The organism is Pantoea sp. B65 (genome assembly GCF_047308185.1).
Classification (GTDB): Bacteria; Pseudomonadota; Gammaproteobacteria; order Enterobacterales; family Enterobacteriaceae; genus Erwinia.
On record NZ_JAHXPU010000017.1, the window covers coordinates 13,765 to 27,742 of the forward strand.

The 13,978-nt window shown below is 56.7% G+C and carries 16 protein-coding genes and 1 tRNA gene; 11 read left to right on the plus strand and 6 right to left on the minus strand.

Translation table 11 applies throughout. The annotated features are described in order from the left end of the window. Positions 1–23 precede the first annotated feature (23 nt). Positions 24–758: a methyltransferase domain-containing protein gene (locus JWF83_RS06915; RefSeq protein WP_413649462.1), complete on the plus strand. Its 735-nt coding sequence runs from the start codon at positions 24–26 to the stop codon at positions 756–758. Here the strand turns inward: JWF83_RS06915 and rnhA are convergent. Then, positions 743–1,309 (minus strand): ribonuclease HI, encoded by a 567-nt coding sequence (gene rnhA, locus JWF83_RS06920; RefSeq protein ID WP_413649734.1) that lies wholly within the window; start codon positions 1,307–1,309, stop codon positions 743–745. The genes JWF83_RS06915 and rnhA overlap by 16 nt on opposite strands. On the opposite strand from rnhA, the gene dnaQ reads away from it, so the two are divergent. Together dnaQ and JWF83_RS06930 are read left to right on the plus strand one after the other, a co-directional pair. Continuing rightward, positions 1,263–1,994, plus strand: a complete 732-nt coding sequence (gene dnaQ, locus JWF83_RS06925; RefSeq protein WP_413649463.1) for a DNA polymerase III subunit epsilon — start codon at positions 1,263–1,265, stop codon at positions 1,992–1,994. The genes rnhA and dnaQ overlap by 47 nt on opposite strands. Before the next feature lie 134 nt (positions 1,995–2,128). Continuing rightward, positions 2,129–2,205 (plus strand) — tRNA-Asp (locus JWF83_RS06930). Positions 2,206–2,250: 45 nt separating this feature from the next. On the opposite strand, the gene JWF83_RS06935 is transcribed toward JWF83_RS06930, so the two are convergent. Then, positions 2,251–3,747 carry an NCS1 family nucleobase:cation symporter-1 gene (locus tag JWF83_RS06935; protein ID WP_413649464.1) on the minus strand — a complete coding sequence of 499 codons (1,497 nt, stop codon included), beginning with the start codon at positions 3,745–3,747 and terminating at the stop codon, positions 2,251–2,253. Positions 3,748–3,891: 144 nt separating this feature from the next. On the opposite strand from JWF83_RS06935, the gene JWF83_RS06940 reads away from it, so the two are divergent. Genes JWF83_RS06940 through puuE form a run of 3 tightly spaced genes read left to right on the plus strand, consistent with a single transcriptional unit; the run spans position 3,892 to position 6,338 of the window. Beyond that, positions 3,892–4,611 carry a GntR family transcriptional regulator gene (locus JWF83_RS06940; protein WP_413649465.1) on the plus strand — a complete coding sequence of 240 codons (720 nt, stop codon included), beginning with the start codon at positions 3,892–3,894 and terminating at the stop codon, positions 4,609–4,611. Continuing rightward, positions 4,611–5,348, plus strand: coding sequence for an allantoin racemase (hpxA, locus tag JWF83_RS06945; protein ID WP_413649466.1), 738 nt, complete (start codon positions 4,611–4,613; stop codon positions 5,346–5,348). The genes JWF83_RS06940 and hpxA overlap by 1 nt, the downstream gene beginning before the upstream one ends. Before the next feature lie 30 nt (positions 5,349–5,378). Continuing rightward, positions 5,379–6,338, plus strand: coding sequence for an allantoinase PuuE (gene puuE, locus JWF83_RS06950; protein WP_413649467.1), 960 nt, complete (start codon positions 5,379–5,381; stop codon positions 6,336–6,338). 52 nt (positions 6,339–6,390) lie between these two features. Here the strand turns inward: puuE and hpxZ are convergent, their stop codons facing one another. Genes hpxZ through JWF83_RS06970 form a run of 4 tightly spaced genes read right to left on the minus strand, consistent with a single transcriptional unit; the run spans position 6,391 to position 9,955 of the window. Continuing rightward, positions 6,391–6,774, minus strand: a complete 384-nt coding sequence (gene hpxZ, locus JWF83_RS06955; RefSeq protein ID WP_413649468.1) for an oxalurate catabolism protein HpxZ — start codon at positions 6,772–6,774, stop codon at positions 6,391–6,393. A gap of 2 nt (positions 6,775–6,776) precedes the next feature. Next, entirely contained in the window at positions 6,777–8,174 is a 1,398-nt protein-coding gene (locus JWF83_RS06960) for an AtzE family amidohydrolase (protein ID WP_413649469.1), read from the minus strand. Further along, entirely contained in the window at positions 8,171–8,356 is a 186-nt protein-coding gene (gene hpxX / locus JWF83_RS06965; RefSeq protein ID WP_413649470.1) for an oxalurate catabolism protein HpxX, read from the minus strand. The genes JWF83_RS06960 and hpxX overlap by 4 nt, the downstream gene beginning before the upstream one ends. Positions 8,357–8,368: 12 nt before the next feature. Continuing rightward, the gene (locus JWF83_RS06970) at positions 8,369–9,955 is read right to left on the minus strand and encodes a gamma-glutamyltransferase family protein (RefSeq protein WP_413649471.1); all 1,587 of its coding nucleotides are present in this window, start codon (positions 9,953–9,955) and stop codon (positions 8,369–8,371) included. A gap of 149 nt (positions 9,956–10,104) precedes the next feature. Here JWF83_RS06970 and hpxU point away from each other — a divergent pair, with 149 nt between their 5' ends. The 5 genes from hpxU to JWF83_RS06995 all read left to right on the plus strand — a co-directional run bounded on the left by hpxU (position 10,105) and on the right by JWF83_RS06995 (position 13,973). Beyond that, positions 10,105–10,944, plus strand: coding sequence for a MurR/RpiR family transcriptional regulator HpxU (gene hpxU, locus JWF83_RS06975; RefSeq protein ID WP_413649472.1), 840 nt, complete (start codon positions 10,105–10,107; stop codon positions 10,942–10,944). A gap of 194 nt (positions 10,945–11,138) precedes the next feature. After that, positions 11,139–11,924 carry a transporter substrate-binding domain-containing protein gene (locus JWF83_RS06980; protein WP_413649473.1) on the plus strand — a complete coding sequence of 262 codons (786 nt, stop codon included), beginning with the start codon at positions 11,139–11,141 and terminating at the stop codon, positions 11,922–11,924. 9 nt (positions 11,925–11,933) lie between these two features. After that, positions 11,934–12,599 (plus strand): amino acid ABC transporter permease, encoded by a 666-nt coding sequence (locus JWF83_RS06985; protein WP_413649474.1) that lies wholly within the window; start codon positions 11,934–11,936, stop codon positions 12,597–12,599. Further along, on the plus strand, positions 12,599–13,255 hold the full coding sequence (locus JWF83_RS06990) for an amino acid ABC transporter permease (RefSeq protein WP_413649735.1): 657 nt from the start codon (positions 12,599–12,601) through the stop codon (positions 13,253–13,255). The genes JWF83_RS06985 and JWF83_RS06990 overlap by 1 nt, the downstream gene beginning before the upstream one ends. Next, positions 13,236–13,973, plus strand: a complete 738-nt coding sequence (locus tag JWF83_RS06995; protein ID WP_413649475.1) for an amino acid ABC transporter ATP-binding protein — start codon at positions 13,236–13,238, stop codon at positions 13,971–13,973. The genes JWF83_RS06990 and JWF83_RS06995 overlap by 20 nt, the downstream gene beginning before the upstream one ends. Positions 13,974–13,978 lie beyond the last annotated feature (5 nt).

The window sequence follows — 13,978 nt, forward strand, 5'->3', positions numbered from 1 at the left end:
TGAAGGAATGAAGATGGTAAAGCATGAAGCCCGCTAAAACACGCCAAATTCTTAATGCTCCGAACTCCTGGGCGGACATGCCCTGGGGCGAATATTTTCGTGATGCACTTTCACATCATCTGCAGCCGAGCCTCGGCAAGCTGTATGGTTTTCACCTGCTTAAAATTGGCAATCTTAGTGCGGAAATTGATACTCAGGCTTGCTCCATCTCTCATCAGGTGAATGTCGGGGCGGAAGGTGAGCTGCTGCAGGTGATTGCCGATCCGATGTGTCTGCCGTTTGAATCCAAATCCGTCGATGCCTGCCTGCTGGCGCATACTCTGGCCTGGAGCGGTGACCCGCATCGCATTTTGCGTGAGGTTGATCGGGTGTTGATTGATGATGGCTGGATGATTATTAGCGGCTTCAATCCGTTCAGCCTGCTGGGAATGGGAAAAGCGATCCCGGGATTACATCGGCGCGCGCCCTGGAGCGGGCGGATGTTTAGCCAGATGCGGCTGCTGGACTGGCTGAGCCTGCTCAATTATGAGGTGATGCACCGCACCCGTTTTCAGGTGGTGCCATGGAACCGGCAGGGCGGAAAAATGATCAGCACGCACCTGCCGGCTTTAGGCTGTCTGAATATTGTCGTGGCGCGAAAACGCACCTTCCCGCTGACCATGACGCCAGCCAGGAAGCTGGCCAACACCGGACGTCTGCGTCAGACTGTCAATGTGACCCGCCTGTTCCGCGACGCCGGCGATCAGGATTCCGGCTGATAACCGATATCGTCAAAGGCCGGGTTACCGGCAGCACTGCGCGCCAGTTCATCGCAACGCTCATTTTCCGGATGACCGGCGTGGCCTTTCACCCATTCCCATTTAATTTCATGGTGGCTTAACGCCGCGTCGAGCCGTTTCCATAGATCGACATTTTTAACCGGTTTTTTATCGGCCGTTTTCCAGCCGCGTTTCTTCCAGTTATGGATCCAACTGGTGATGCCCTGGCGCACATACTGGCTGTCGGTGCTGAGTGTTACGGTACAGGGTTGGGTTAACGCTTCCAGCGCGACAATCGCGGCCATCATTTCCATGCGGTTATTGGTGGTCAGGTGATAACCGGCACTAAAGGTTTTTTCATGCTGGCCGTAGCGCAAAATTGCGCCGTAACCGCCGGGACCCGGATTACCCAGGCAAGATCCGTCGGTGAAAATTTCTACCTGTTTACGCATCTCTGGTAAACTTCCCTCTGACAAAACGCCAAGTCTGACATAAACGAGCCCTATGAGCACAGCAATTACACGCCAGATCGTACTCGATACCGAAACCACCGGTATGAACATGATAGGTGTCCACTACGAAGGCCACCGCATTATTGAAATCGGCGCCGTAGAGGTGGTTAACCGCCGCCTGACCGGTAACAATTTCCATATGTATCTGAAGCCTGACCGGCTGGTGGATCCGGAAGCCTTTGGCGTTCACGGCATCGCCGACGAGTTTCTGCTGGATAAACCGAGCTTCAGTGATATCGCCGATGAGTTTCTCGACTATATCCGCGGCGCGGAACTGGTGATCCATAACGCGTCGTTTGATATCGGCTTTATGGATTACGAGTTCAGTAAGCTGAACAAAGGCATTGCGAAAACCGATACCTTTTGCCAGGTAACCGACAGCCTGATGCTGGCGCGTAAGATGTTCCCGGGTAAGCGCAATAGCCTTGATGCGCTCTGCTCGCGTTATGATATCGATAACAGCAAGCGTACGCTGCACGGCGCATTGCTCGATGCCGAAATTCTGGCGGATGTCTTCCTGCTGATGACCGGCGGGCAAACCTCACTGTCATTTTCAGTAGAGGGTGAGCGTCAGGAAGCGGATGGCAGCCAGAGCATTCAGCGGATTACCCGGCCACAGTCGGCACTGCGCGTGTTGCAGGCCAGCGATGAAGAGGTCATGGCCCATGAACAGCGTCTGGATTTAGTGATGAAGAAAGGCGGCAGCTGTCTGTGGCGCACATAAGTGCTTCATAAATGTGCCAAAAAACAGTGTTATGATGAAAAAGCATGCAAACGCGTTTTTATCTGCTAAAAACCGTTGACGGAAAATCTCGCTACTATTAATATGCGCCTCGTTCCCGACGGGGAACAAAGCGCGGAGCGGTAGTTCAGTTGGTTAGAATACCTGCCTGTCACGCAGGGGGTCGCGGGTTCGAGCCCCGTCCGTTCCGCCAACATTCAGAAAGCCTGATTCAGTAATGAATCAGGCTTTCGTCGTTTTAGTCCTTCTGAATCGCTACCTTGCCGGTATATTGCGTCGCAGATACACCCGCGCGTTCATCGCGGGCAATCCAGCGATAAGCGCCGCCACTGAGGAAGGCGCCAATAAACCAGCTAAAGTTGGCTACCGCATGCAGTGAAGGAATAAAGCTGATCACCAGGCCAATCGCCACCGCTGGCAGCAGGGCAGCAATCGCTTTCGGGTTAAAGCCGCCGCGATACCAGTACTTCCCTTTGGGCGTATCGTCAAACAGATCGTTTACCGATACCGTGCCACGTTTAATCAGATAGAAATCCACCAGCAGAATACCGAACAGCGGACCAATAAAGGCGCCGAGCACATCCAGCGTATAGTGAATCAGCTCTGGCGACTGGAACAGGTTCCACGGCGTCAGCAGCACCGAACCTACTGCGGCGATCATGCCGCCGGTGCGGAAACTGATCTTCTGCGGCGAGCAGTTAGAGAAGTCGAATGCCGGTGAGACAAAGTTCGCGACAATATTGATGCCGATAGTGGCGGTGATCATCGTTAGCAGGCCAATGGCCACTGCCAGATCGTTACCCACCATACTGACGGTTTCGATGGGATCGGTAATCATCTTGCCAAACAGTGACTGGGTGCCGGAGACAATCACGACCGTGACAATAGAGAACAGCAGGAAGTTAAACGGTAAACCCCAGCGGTTGCCGCGACGAATTTCGCCCATGTTTTTGCCGTAGCGCGAAAAGTCGCCAAAGTTAAGTAACGGACCGGAGAAGTAGGAGACCACCAGCGCGGTGGCGGTAATCATCTGCCAGCTTTGCTCGCCGACGCTCAGTTGCTTACTGGCGAGGGTAAAGGAGATGCCGTCGAAACCGGTCTGCCAGACAATCCAGCCTGCCAGTGACAGCATCACGATATACACCGCCGGACCGGCAACATCGATAAAGCGTTTAATTGCGCTCATCCCGTGCCAGAACACCATCGCCTGTAGCAGCCACATCATCCCGAAACAGACCCAACCCAGCTGCGACAGACCCAGCCATGAGACCTGGGTCATTGGCGCCAGCGCCGGCCAGAACTTCAGCGCTACCAGCATCAGCGCACTGGCGGCAAGGTAAGTCTGAATGCCATACCAGGCGAAGGCGATCAGGCCGCGGATCACCGCCGGGATATTGGCGCCAAACACGCCAAATGCCTGACGACAGATTACCGCATACGGGACTCCCGCCATTTGGCTGGGTTTGGCGACCAGGTTAGCGCAGATCTGTACAATACAGATACCGACCAGCAGACACAGCAATACCTGCCAGCTTGCCAGGCCTAAGGTAAAGAAGCTGGCGGCGACCACATAGCCGCCCATACTGTGTACATCCGACATCCAGAACGAAAAGATGTTGTACCAGCTCCAGTTCTGGTCGCGCGTCGGCGCCAGATCTTCATTACACAGCCGCGGACTGTAGTTGGCATTGGCTTCGCTTGCCGACGCCGGGTTAACACTTTGACTATTTGGCATGAAACCTGCTCCTCTGAATGCACCGAATAACAAACTCTGTGGAAGGGGTATTGCAGGAAACAGGCCAAAAATGAAATTTTGTATACAGGAGTGGAATTTCATGTATACGATTCTTGTATGCAATGATGTTTACCGGAGTAGGTAATGAAGAGTGAAAATGGCCTGAAAACGGCCTCTGACCTGAATGATAAAGACGAACCCATCTATCAGGCGCTGATGTCAGCGATAGTGGAACATCAGTTGCCACCCGGAAGTAAATTGCCTGAAGAGGCGCTCTCGGAAGTATTTGGCGTCAGCCGTACCGGGATCCGTAAAGTGCTACAGCGCCTCGCGGCAGTGCAAATGGTCACCCTGACGCCCAAGCGTGGTGCACAGGTGGCGACGCCTGGCGTAGATGAAGCACAGGATATCTTTCGTACCCGTTCACTGATTGAGTGCGCCAACCTGCCTTTTGTGCTGGCGCACTGTCAGCCGCCGCATCTGGCGGCGCTGGAGAAGCTGGCGCGCCAGGAACAGCTGGCGCATGAAGAGCATGATGGTCCGGCGGCAATCCGCCTCTCGGCGGCTTTTCATATTCAGCTGCAGGCGATTTCCGGCAACCAGGTACTGACTGAAATGGTGACGCGGCTGACACAGCGTTCATCACTGGTGATTGCCGCCTGGGGCGCCCCGTGGCAGCAGGGCTGCCGCTGTCACGATCACGATCGTCTGATCGCCATGTTACGTGAGAAATCGCTGTCGGCGCTGACAGACGCGATGCAGCAACATTTCGCCAATATCGTAGCCAGCCTGCACTTTGAACGCAGCGGCGAGACGCTGCCTGACTTTGCGCGCCTGTTTGGTCAGCCCGGGAGCGCAGAGTAATGGCAAAACAGATTATTCAGGTGATTAATCCCAACACCAGTTGGGCGATGACGGAAACCATCGCCCGCGCCGCCCGTGCGGTGGCGGCGGCGGAGACTGAAATTGTGGCGGTATCCCCTTCGCAGGGTGTACCTTCGATTGAGGGCCACTTTGATGAGGCGATTGCCGCCGTGGGCGTGCTGGAGCAAATTAAACTGGGGCGCCAGCAGGGGGTCAGTGGTCATGTGATCGCCTGCTTTGGCGACCCGGGTTTGCTGGCGGCGCGTGAGCTGGCGCAGGGACCGGTGGTCGGTATTGCCGAAGCGGCGATGCATATGGCGACGATGGTCGCGACACGTTTTTCGATTGTGACGACATTACCGCGTACCCTGATTATCGCGCGTCATTTGCTGCAGCAATATGGTTTTGCGCATCACTGCGCGGCACTGCATGCTATCGACTTACCGGTGCTGGCGCTGGAAGATGGCAGTGGTATCGCGCAAGAGAAAGTGCGCGCGCGTTGTATACAAGCGAAGCGCGAAGATGGCAGCGGTGCCATTGTGCTGGGTTGCGGGGGGATGGCGACGCTGGCCAGAGAGTTAACGCTGGAACTTGGTCTGCCGGTTATTGACGGCGTGGGTGCAGCGGTGAAAATGGTGGAATCGCTGGTGGCGCTGGGATTATCAACCAGCAAACATGGCGATCTTGATTTTCCGATCCGAAAAACCATGACGGGCGCTTTTCAGCACCTAAACTGATAGTTCGGCTCGACGACAGGAAACCTGACAATGACTGATGCCGCAGAGAAGAAAGAATATAGCTTCAACAAAAACTATCCGCGCGATCTGCGTGGTTACGCCGGTAATCCACCCCATGCGGCATGGCCCGATGGCGCGCGGATTGCCGTACAGTTTGTGCTGAACTATGAGGAGGGTGCGGAAAATAATATTCTGCACGGCGACGCCGGTTCGGAGCAGTTTTTATCCGATATTATTGGCGCCGCCAGTTACCCTGAGCGCCATATGTCGATGGATTCGCTGTATGAGTATGGTTCCCGGGCTGGTTTCTGGCGCATTCATCACGAGTTTCAGAAGCGTGGCCTGCCGCTTACCGTGTTTGGCGTGGCGATGGCGCTGGCGCGCCATCCGGAAATCGTCGCAGCGATTAAACAGGCCGATTACGATGTGGTGAGTCACGGCTGGCGCTGGATCCACTATCAGGGGATGGACGCCAAAACGGAGCGTCAGCATATGCAGCAGGCGGTGGATGTGCTGATGGACCTGTTCGGTAAAGCCCCGACCGGCTGGTATACCGGGCGTGACAGTCCGAACACCCGTCGGCTGGTGGTTGAGCATGGCGGATTTACTTATGACAGCGACTACTACGGTGACGATCTGCCCTTCTGGACGCAGGTAACCTGCCAGGATGGTACGGTAAAACCGCATCTGATTATTCCTTATACCTTAGAAACCAACGATATGCGTTTCGCCACCCCGCAGGGGTTTAATACTGCCGAGCAGTTTTACACCTATCTGAAAGACAGTTTTGATGTGCTGTATGAAGAGGGGGAGAGCTCACCGAAGATGATGTCGGTTGGTATGCACTGTCGCTTGCTGGGGCGCCCGGGTCGTTTTAAAGCGCTGCAGCGTTTTCTTGATTATGTGCAGCAGCATGATAAAGCGTGGGTGTGCACGCGGCAGCAGATCGCCGAGCATTGGGTTAAGGCGCATCCTGCGCCGCAGGTCTGATCGCTATCTGTAGCGGGCGGAATTTATTCCGCCCGTGCCTGACGCAACGATTTCAGCTCATCAAACTTACCTGTGCCGCGACAATTCGCCACCCGGCTGGCATCCGTACCCATGTCTGCTGCTGACGACCGGTGCTGGCGCTGCCCTCACGGGTAAACTCGGTACTGCATACCGCATAATCATCACCAAAAGTGGTGATCAGGGTATTCTGCAACTGACGGGCTAAACCGGCGGACGGACGGGCGGCGCGGAAAGCGCGGATCTGCTCAATACCATATAAATTTTCACCGGCGCCGAGACGCACGGTGCGATGGTCATGCCAGAACAGCTCGTCCAGCACCGCCGTATCATTGCTGACCAGCGCGGTTTCGTAACGGTAAAATGCGGCGGTCACTTCGGCGATAATCGCCGGGCGATCAATATATTCACTGTTCATGGTTATTTACTCATCGTGACGGCTTGCGCCATAACCAGCCCCTGCTGTTCCAGCGCGCGGGCGGCACGTAAACACATCTCTTCTTTAAACGGTGCGGCAATCAGCTGCAGGCCAATCGGCAGCCCGCTGGCGGTTTGCAGCGGCACGGTGGTTACCGGCAGACCAAGGAATGAGATTGGCTGCGTCAGCATTCCCATATTGGCGCGGGTCGGCAGATCCAGTCCGTTAATGTGGATCGTCTCCTGACCAATGGTGGTGGCGCTGCACGGCGTCGCTGGCGCAATCAGTACATCGAACTGTTCAAACAACGGCAACACCTGCTGCTGGAAATGACGACGGAAGCGCTGGGCCTGCACATACCAGGCCGCCGGGATCATCGCCCCCGCCAGCAGGCGCTCGCGTGACAGCGGCTCGAAACGCTCCGGGGTGGCACGCAGCGCCGGTAAATAGTGGTTCCCGCCTTCGGAAGCGGTGATCAGAAACGCTGATGAGCGGGCAATTTCGGCATCAGGCAGCAGGACTTCATCGTTGCCATTCAGCGCGCGGGCGGCGGCGGCCACAGCCGCGCGCGCATCGTCATTACACCAGCGGTGAAAATAGCCCCCGAGCACGCCACAGCGTAGCCCCTCCTGACCTTTCTCCAGCGCTGCCAGGGTGGGTTGCACCGCCACGCTGGCCTGGAAGGCATCCTGGCTATCCGCACCCTGCAAGGCGTCATACACTGTCGCCAGATCCGCGGCGCTACGGGCGAACGGACCAATATGATCCAGACTGGCGACAAAAGGATGGCTGCCGCTGCGCGACAGACGACCAAAGGTGGGTTTCAGACCTAAAATACCGCACAGTGAAGCAGGCACGCGGATGGAGCCATTGGTATCGCTACCGAGGGAGAAGTGCACCAGCCCGGCGGTCACCGCCGCCGCTGAACCGCCGGAAGAACCACCGGCGATACGGCTGAGGTCGCGCGGATTATGGGTGGCGCCGTAATGACTGTTTTCGGTGGTAAAACCGTAGGCGTAAGCATCCATATTCAGCATGCCGGAGAGCAGGGCGCCAGACTTCGCCAGCTTATCCACTGCCCAGGCATCATGACGCGCAGCGGGACGGTCGCTGAACAGACTGGCGCCGGCCAGCGTGCTATAGCCCGCCACGTCGAACAGATTTTTTACCGCATAAGGCACTGCGGCCAGCACCGGCAGCGGCTGGCCGCTACGACGTAAACCGTCAATACGATCGGCTTCCTGCAGCATGCGATCGCGGGTCACCTGCGTCCAGGCATTAATTGCCGGGTTGTGCTGTTCAATCGCGCTCAGCGTCTGCCGGGCGATCTCGCGCGCGCTGATCTCGCCTGATGTCAGTGCGGATTGCAGTTCTGCAATTGAGAGCGTGGCCAGATTCATGCTTTATACACTCCCGCCACTTCCAGACGATCGTCGAGGGGAAAAGCCATCAGCGGCGCCGACATCGCGGCGATACGGGTAAACTGCGTCAGCAATTCGGCCCGGCGGGCATCATCTAATTCCAGCGCCAGAATCTGCTCCATCTGCGCCAGATAGGCCGCCCAGTCAGGGGTATTATTCATCAGTGTCTCCTGTTAAAAACCCGCGGCGCTGCCGTTACTGCGCGGATCGTACGCGCCTTCCAGCATGCCGTTGTTATGGCGCACGATGGCGCCCGCATGGCCGACGGCCTCGCTGAAATCAGGCAGGATTTCCACCTCATGGCCCAGCGCCCGTAGTGTGGCGATGGTTTCCGCGGAAAAACGGCCTTCCAGTTTCAGCGATTCGGATGCCTGACCCCAGGTGCGGCCAAGCAGCCAGCGCGGCGCACTGATCGCCTGCTGCAGCGGCACGCCCTGCACCACATGACGGGTAAACAGGGCGGCCTGCGTTTGCGGCTGACCATCGCCACCCATCGATCCATATACCATGATGCGGCCGTCATGCAGACGCGCCGCCGCCGGATTCAGGGTATGGAACGGCTGCTTACCGGGAGCCAGCGCCAGCAGATGGCCGGGTTGCAGGCTAAAAGCGGCGCCGCGGTTCTGCCAGGTAATACCGGTATCGGGCAGTACTACGCCGCTGCCGAATTCATGGTAAATACTCTGGATAAAGGAGACCGCCAGCCCGCTGCTGTCCATCACCCCCATCCAGACCGTGTCGCCAGGACCACGCCCGCTGCCCCATGGCGCCGCTTTCTGCTCATCAATCTGCGCCGCCATCGCCGCCAGACGGTCGCGGGTCAGCAGTGACTGCATCTCTTCACTGATATGCAGCGGATCGGTGAGGTATTTATCGCGCAGGCCGAATGCCAGCTTGGTGGCTTCGACAATCCGGTGCACGGTCTGCGCATCGTTAGCCTCTGCCATGTTTAACTGGTCGGTGATGCCGAGGATCGCCAGCGAAACCAGTCCCTGGGTGGGCGGCGTCATATTGTAGATCTCACCCTGCTGGTGAGACACGCACAGCGGCGTGCGGCGTTTTGCCTGATGACTCTGCAGATCTTCCAGGGTGATCGGCATGCCGAGGCGCGACATCTCCAGCGCCAGCTTATGCGCCAGCGGGCCGCGATAGAAGCTGTCCAGCCCGTCAATCGTCAGCGCCGTCAGGGTGTTCGCCAGATCGGGCTGGGTGAAACGACTGCCAGTGCGCGGCACTTCGCCATTCGGTAAAAAGTTCGCGGCAAAGCCGGGCTGAGCGACCAGTTCGCTAAATTTGCTTGCCGTGGCGGAGGCTTGTGACTGGGTAACCGGAATACCATCGGCGGCATAGCGAATGGCATCGGCCAGCAGACGCGCCAGCGGTTGCTGCGCGCCGCCCAGTTCCGTCGAAATTTTCAGCGCTTCCGCCCAGCCGCTGACGGTTCCGGCGACGGTGAGGGCCGCCTTCGGCCCACGATGCGGGATATGCTGTTCACCGCTGTAAAAATCGAAATGCGCCAGCGAACCGGCCGCACCACTGGCATCAATTGCCACCGGTTCGCCTTGCGGCGGCATGATCAGCCAGAAGCCGTCGCCACCTAAGCCATTCATATGCGGATAGACCACGGCAATCGTTGCCGCCGCAGCGACCATCGCTTCAATTGCATTGCCGCCTTCACGCAGCACGGCGAGGGCGCTTTCACTCGCCAAATGGTGGGGCGTCACCGCCATTCCCAGCGGGGCCATATTACTCTGAATCATCGCTTGCTCTTTTTTATCGGGTTACAGAGAAGAACAGTGAAGCAAGAGATGTTCCAGGTTGCCAGCGGATTGATGATTTGCTGCCGGGAAGATTGGCGGCGCGAAAAATTGTGTTATGTTCAGTGAAACGAAAGTTACAAGAGAGCGCCATGAAACAGCTTGATGAACGTCTGAGAAGTCATTACCCCCAGCTGTCGCCGCAGGAACAGCGCATCGCTGACTTTGTCTTTGACCACTTTGACGACCTGATCAGCTACAACAGCGCTGAACTGGCGCGGCTGAGCGGGGTATCGAAAGCCACGGTTAGCCGTTTGTTTAAGCGCTTAGGTTATGAAAAATATAAGGATATGCGCGATGAACTGCGTACCCTGCGCCAGAGCGGCATGCCGTTAACCGATAACCGGGATGCGGTGCAGGGCAACACGCTGCTGGCGCGCCACTACAAGCAGGAGATGGCGAACCTGACGCAGTGGGTAAACAGCATGGATACCACGCAGTTTGGCGAGATTATTCAGGCGCTGGCGCAGGGCCAGCGGGTATTTATTATCGGTATGCGCAATGCTTATCCGGTGGCGTTGCACCTGCGTCAGCAACTGGTGCAGGCGCGTACCCAGGTTTATCTGTTGCCGCAACCTGGTCAGACGCTGGCGGAAGAGCTGGTGGATATCACCCCGGAGGATGTGGTGGTGGTGGTGGCGTTTCGCCGTCGTCCGCGTATTGTCAGGCCGCTGTTACAGCAACTGCAGCAGGACAATATACCGGTGCTGCTGATCTGTGAACCGCAGGCGCAGGGGGTGATCGCGCTATCGCGCTGGCAACTGTTTGCCTCGCTGGATAGTGTCTCGGCGTTTGACAGTTATGCCTCGGCGATGAGCGTCGTTAATCTGCTGGCGAATGCGCTGCTGCATGAATTATTGTCGCAGGGGCGCCAGCGTATCCATCAGATCGCCGATCTGTATCAGCACCTTGACGAGCTGGAACAACGCTAACGGGGCACCATTTTGGTGCTTTGCCTCTTTTTGGTTCAATAGGTTCTCGCCGATTCCCGCCGGTTTTCCCTCCACTTCCGCGTAAAATCTGTCACTTATAAAAATTAAGCGGCAGCTTTGCCTCTGGCACATTAGTTGCAGAATGCAGTTAACAAGAATCTTTTGTTTCATGATTAACTAACCGGGGTATGATGATGAAAAAGGTATTAATGGCGGTAATGGGCGCGGCGCTGATGTTGTCTCAGGTAACAACGGCAAGTGCCGATCAGCTGCAGGATATTCAGAAACGTGGCGTGATCAGGATTGCCGTCCCGCAGGATTTTCCGCCATTTGGCTCTGTCGGCACTGACTTGCAACCGCAGGGTTATGACATCGATATGGCGAAATACCTCGCGAAACAGATGAAACTAAAGTTACAGCTGGTGCCGGTGACCAGTGCTAACCGCGTACCCTATTTGCAAACCGACAAGGTCGATCTGGTGATCTCCAGCATGGGGAAAAATGCCGAGCGCGAAAAAGTGATCGATTTCAGCCGTGCTTACGCGCCATTCTTCCTCGGGGTCTTTGGCCCGAAAGATGCGCCGCTGAAAGATGCCGCTGAACTGAGCGGCAAATCCATCGGTGTAACCCGTGGTGCGGTGGAAGATATGGTGTTAAGCGATGTGGCGCCGAAAGGGGCCGAAGTGAAACGCTATGAAGATAATAACACCACGCTCTCCGCGTATCTCTCCGGTCAGGTGCAGTACGTTGCCACCGGTAACCTGGTGGTTGCTGCTATTGCGCGTCAAAACGCCGATAAAGCGCCGGTTGCCAAATTTATGCTGAAAGACTCGCCGTGCTTTATTGGTCTGCGCAAAAACGAACCCGCGCTGAAAGCGCAGGTGGATGCGCTGATTGAGCAGGCGATTAAAGATAAAACCCTGAACAGCATGTCGGAAGAGTGGCTGAAAGCGCCACTGCCAGCGGATTTAGGCGCGTAAGGACTGAGCATGATCGGACAACTCAACTTTGCCGCGCTGTGGCCTCACTGGCCGGAATTGCTGTCCGGTCTGTGGGTGACCATCCAGCTGACGGTTCTGGCGACCATCGGCGGCGTCGGGCTGGGGATTTTCGGCGCCGCGCTGCGTAGCGGCAGGCCCGGCTGGCTAAGCCGCTTCTGGGGGGCCTACGTCGAGCTGATTCGCAACACGCCGTTTGTGGTACAGCTGTTCTTTATCGTTTTTGGCCTGCCCAATATGGGAATGAAACTGACCGCCGGCGAAGCCGCGTTGCTGGCGATGCTGATTAACCTCGGCGCCTACAGCACCGAGATTATTCGCGCCGGGATCCAGGTGACGCCAAAAGGACAGTGGGAAGCGGGACGGGTGCTGGGGCTGACGCGCGCGCAGACCTTTATTCGCGTGGTGCTGCCGCCATCACTAAAACGTATTTATCCGGCACTGGTAAGCCAGTGCATTATTGTGATGCTTGGCTCTTCGGTGGTGTCGCAGGTCTCTTATGAAGAGCTGACCTTTGCCGCTAACCTGATTCAGTCGCGCACATTTTTAAGCTTTGAAGTTTATCTGGTCACCACACTGATGTACCTGGCGCTGTCGATCGCCATGCGTCAATTGCTACTGGCCGCAGGCCGCAAATGGTTTGGGGAGCAGCCATGATGACCACTTTTACCGACTGGGACATCCTGCGCAATCTGCTACTGGCGGCGCGCTGGACGATTCTGCTGTCACTGACGGCATTTGCTGGCGGCACCCTGCTGACGCTGCCCTTGCTGCTGCTGCGCCTGACCGGTCGTCGCTGGTCATTGCGGCTGATCCGCGCTTATGTCGAGCTGTTTCAGGGAACGCCGCTGCTGATGCAGTTATTTCTGGCATTTTTTGGCGTGGCGCTGTTTGGCATTGATGTCACCCCCTGGACCGCCGCGTCACTGGCGCTGACGCTATATACCAGCGCCTTTCTGCTGGATATCTGGTACGGCAGCATTAAAGCGCTGCCTAAAGGGCAGTGGGAAGCCTCGCGCTGTCTCGGGCTGAGTTTTGGCCAGACGTTGTGGCGCGTGGTGGCGCCGCAGGCGTTGCGTATCGGTATCGCGCCGACCGTAGGGTTTGCGGTACAGGTGATTAAAGGGACCGCGCTGGCGTCGATTATTGGTTTTATCGAACTGACCAAAGCCGGAACCATACTGAATAACGTAACTTATCAGCCGTTTAAAGTTTTCGGGTTGGTGGCGCTCGGCTACTTCCTGATGTGTTATCCGCTGTCGCGCTACAGCCAATATCTGGAGAAGAAATTCAATGCCGCTCATCACCATTAATCAGGTACAGAAATATTACGGCGAGAACCATGTATTAAAAGGCGTGGATCTCGATATCGAAATGGGTGAAGTGATCTCGATAATTGGCCGCAGCGGCTCCGGCAAAAGTACCCTGTTACGCTGTATGAACGGGCTGGAAGGTTATCAGGAAGGCAGCATCAAACTGGGCGGCGTCACTATTACCGACCGCGACTCGCAGGCGCGCGATATCAGCCGCTCGGTGGGGATGGTATTCCAGAGTTTTAATCTGTTCCCGCATATGACCGCGCTGGAAAATGTGATGCTGGCGCCGCGTCGGGTGCTGAAAAAGAAAGAGAGCGAATGCCGTCAGCTGGCGGCACAGATGCTGGACAAGGTCGGCCTCGGCGATCGTATGGATTACTATCCGGCTAACCTCTCCGGCGGCCAGCAGCAGCGCGTCGCCATTGCACGCGCGCTGGCGATGTCGCCGAAAGTCCTGTTGTGTGACGAAATCACCTCGGCGCTCGACCCGGAACTGGTGGGCGAAGTGCTGAAAGTCCTTGAGCAACTGGCGAAAGAGGGCATGACGTTGATTCTGGTGACCCACGAAATGAACTTCGCCCGGGAAGTCGGCGATCGCGTGGTGTTTATGCATCAGGGGCGGGTATGGGAACAGGGCGACAGCCGTACGGTGTTCGCCGATCCGCAGACGCCGGAACTCAAACAGTTTATCTCCTCGGTGCGCGGCCTCAATTAACGCAT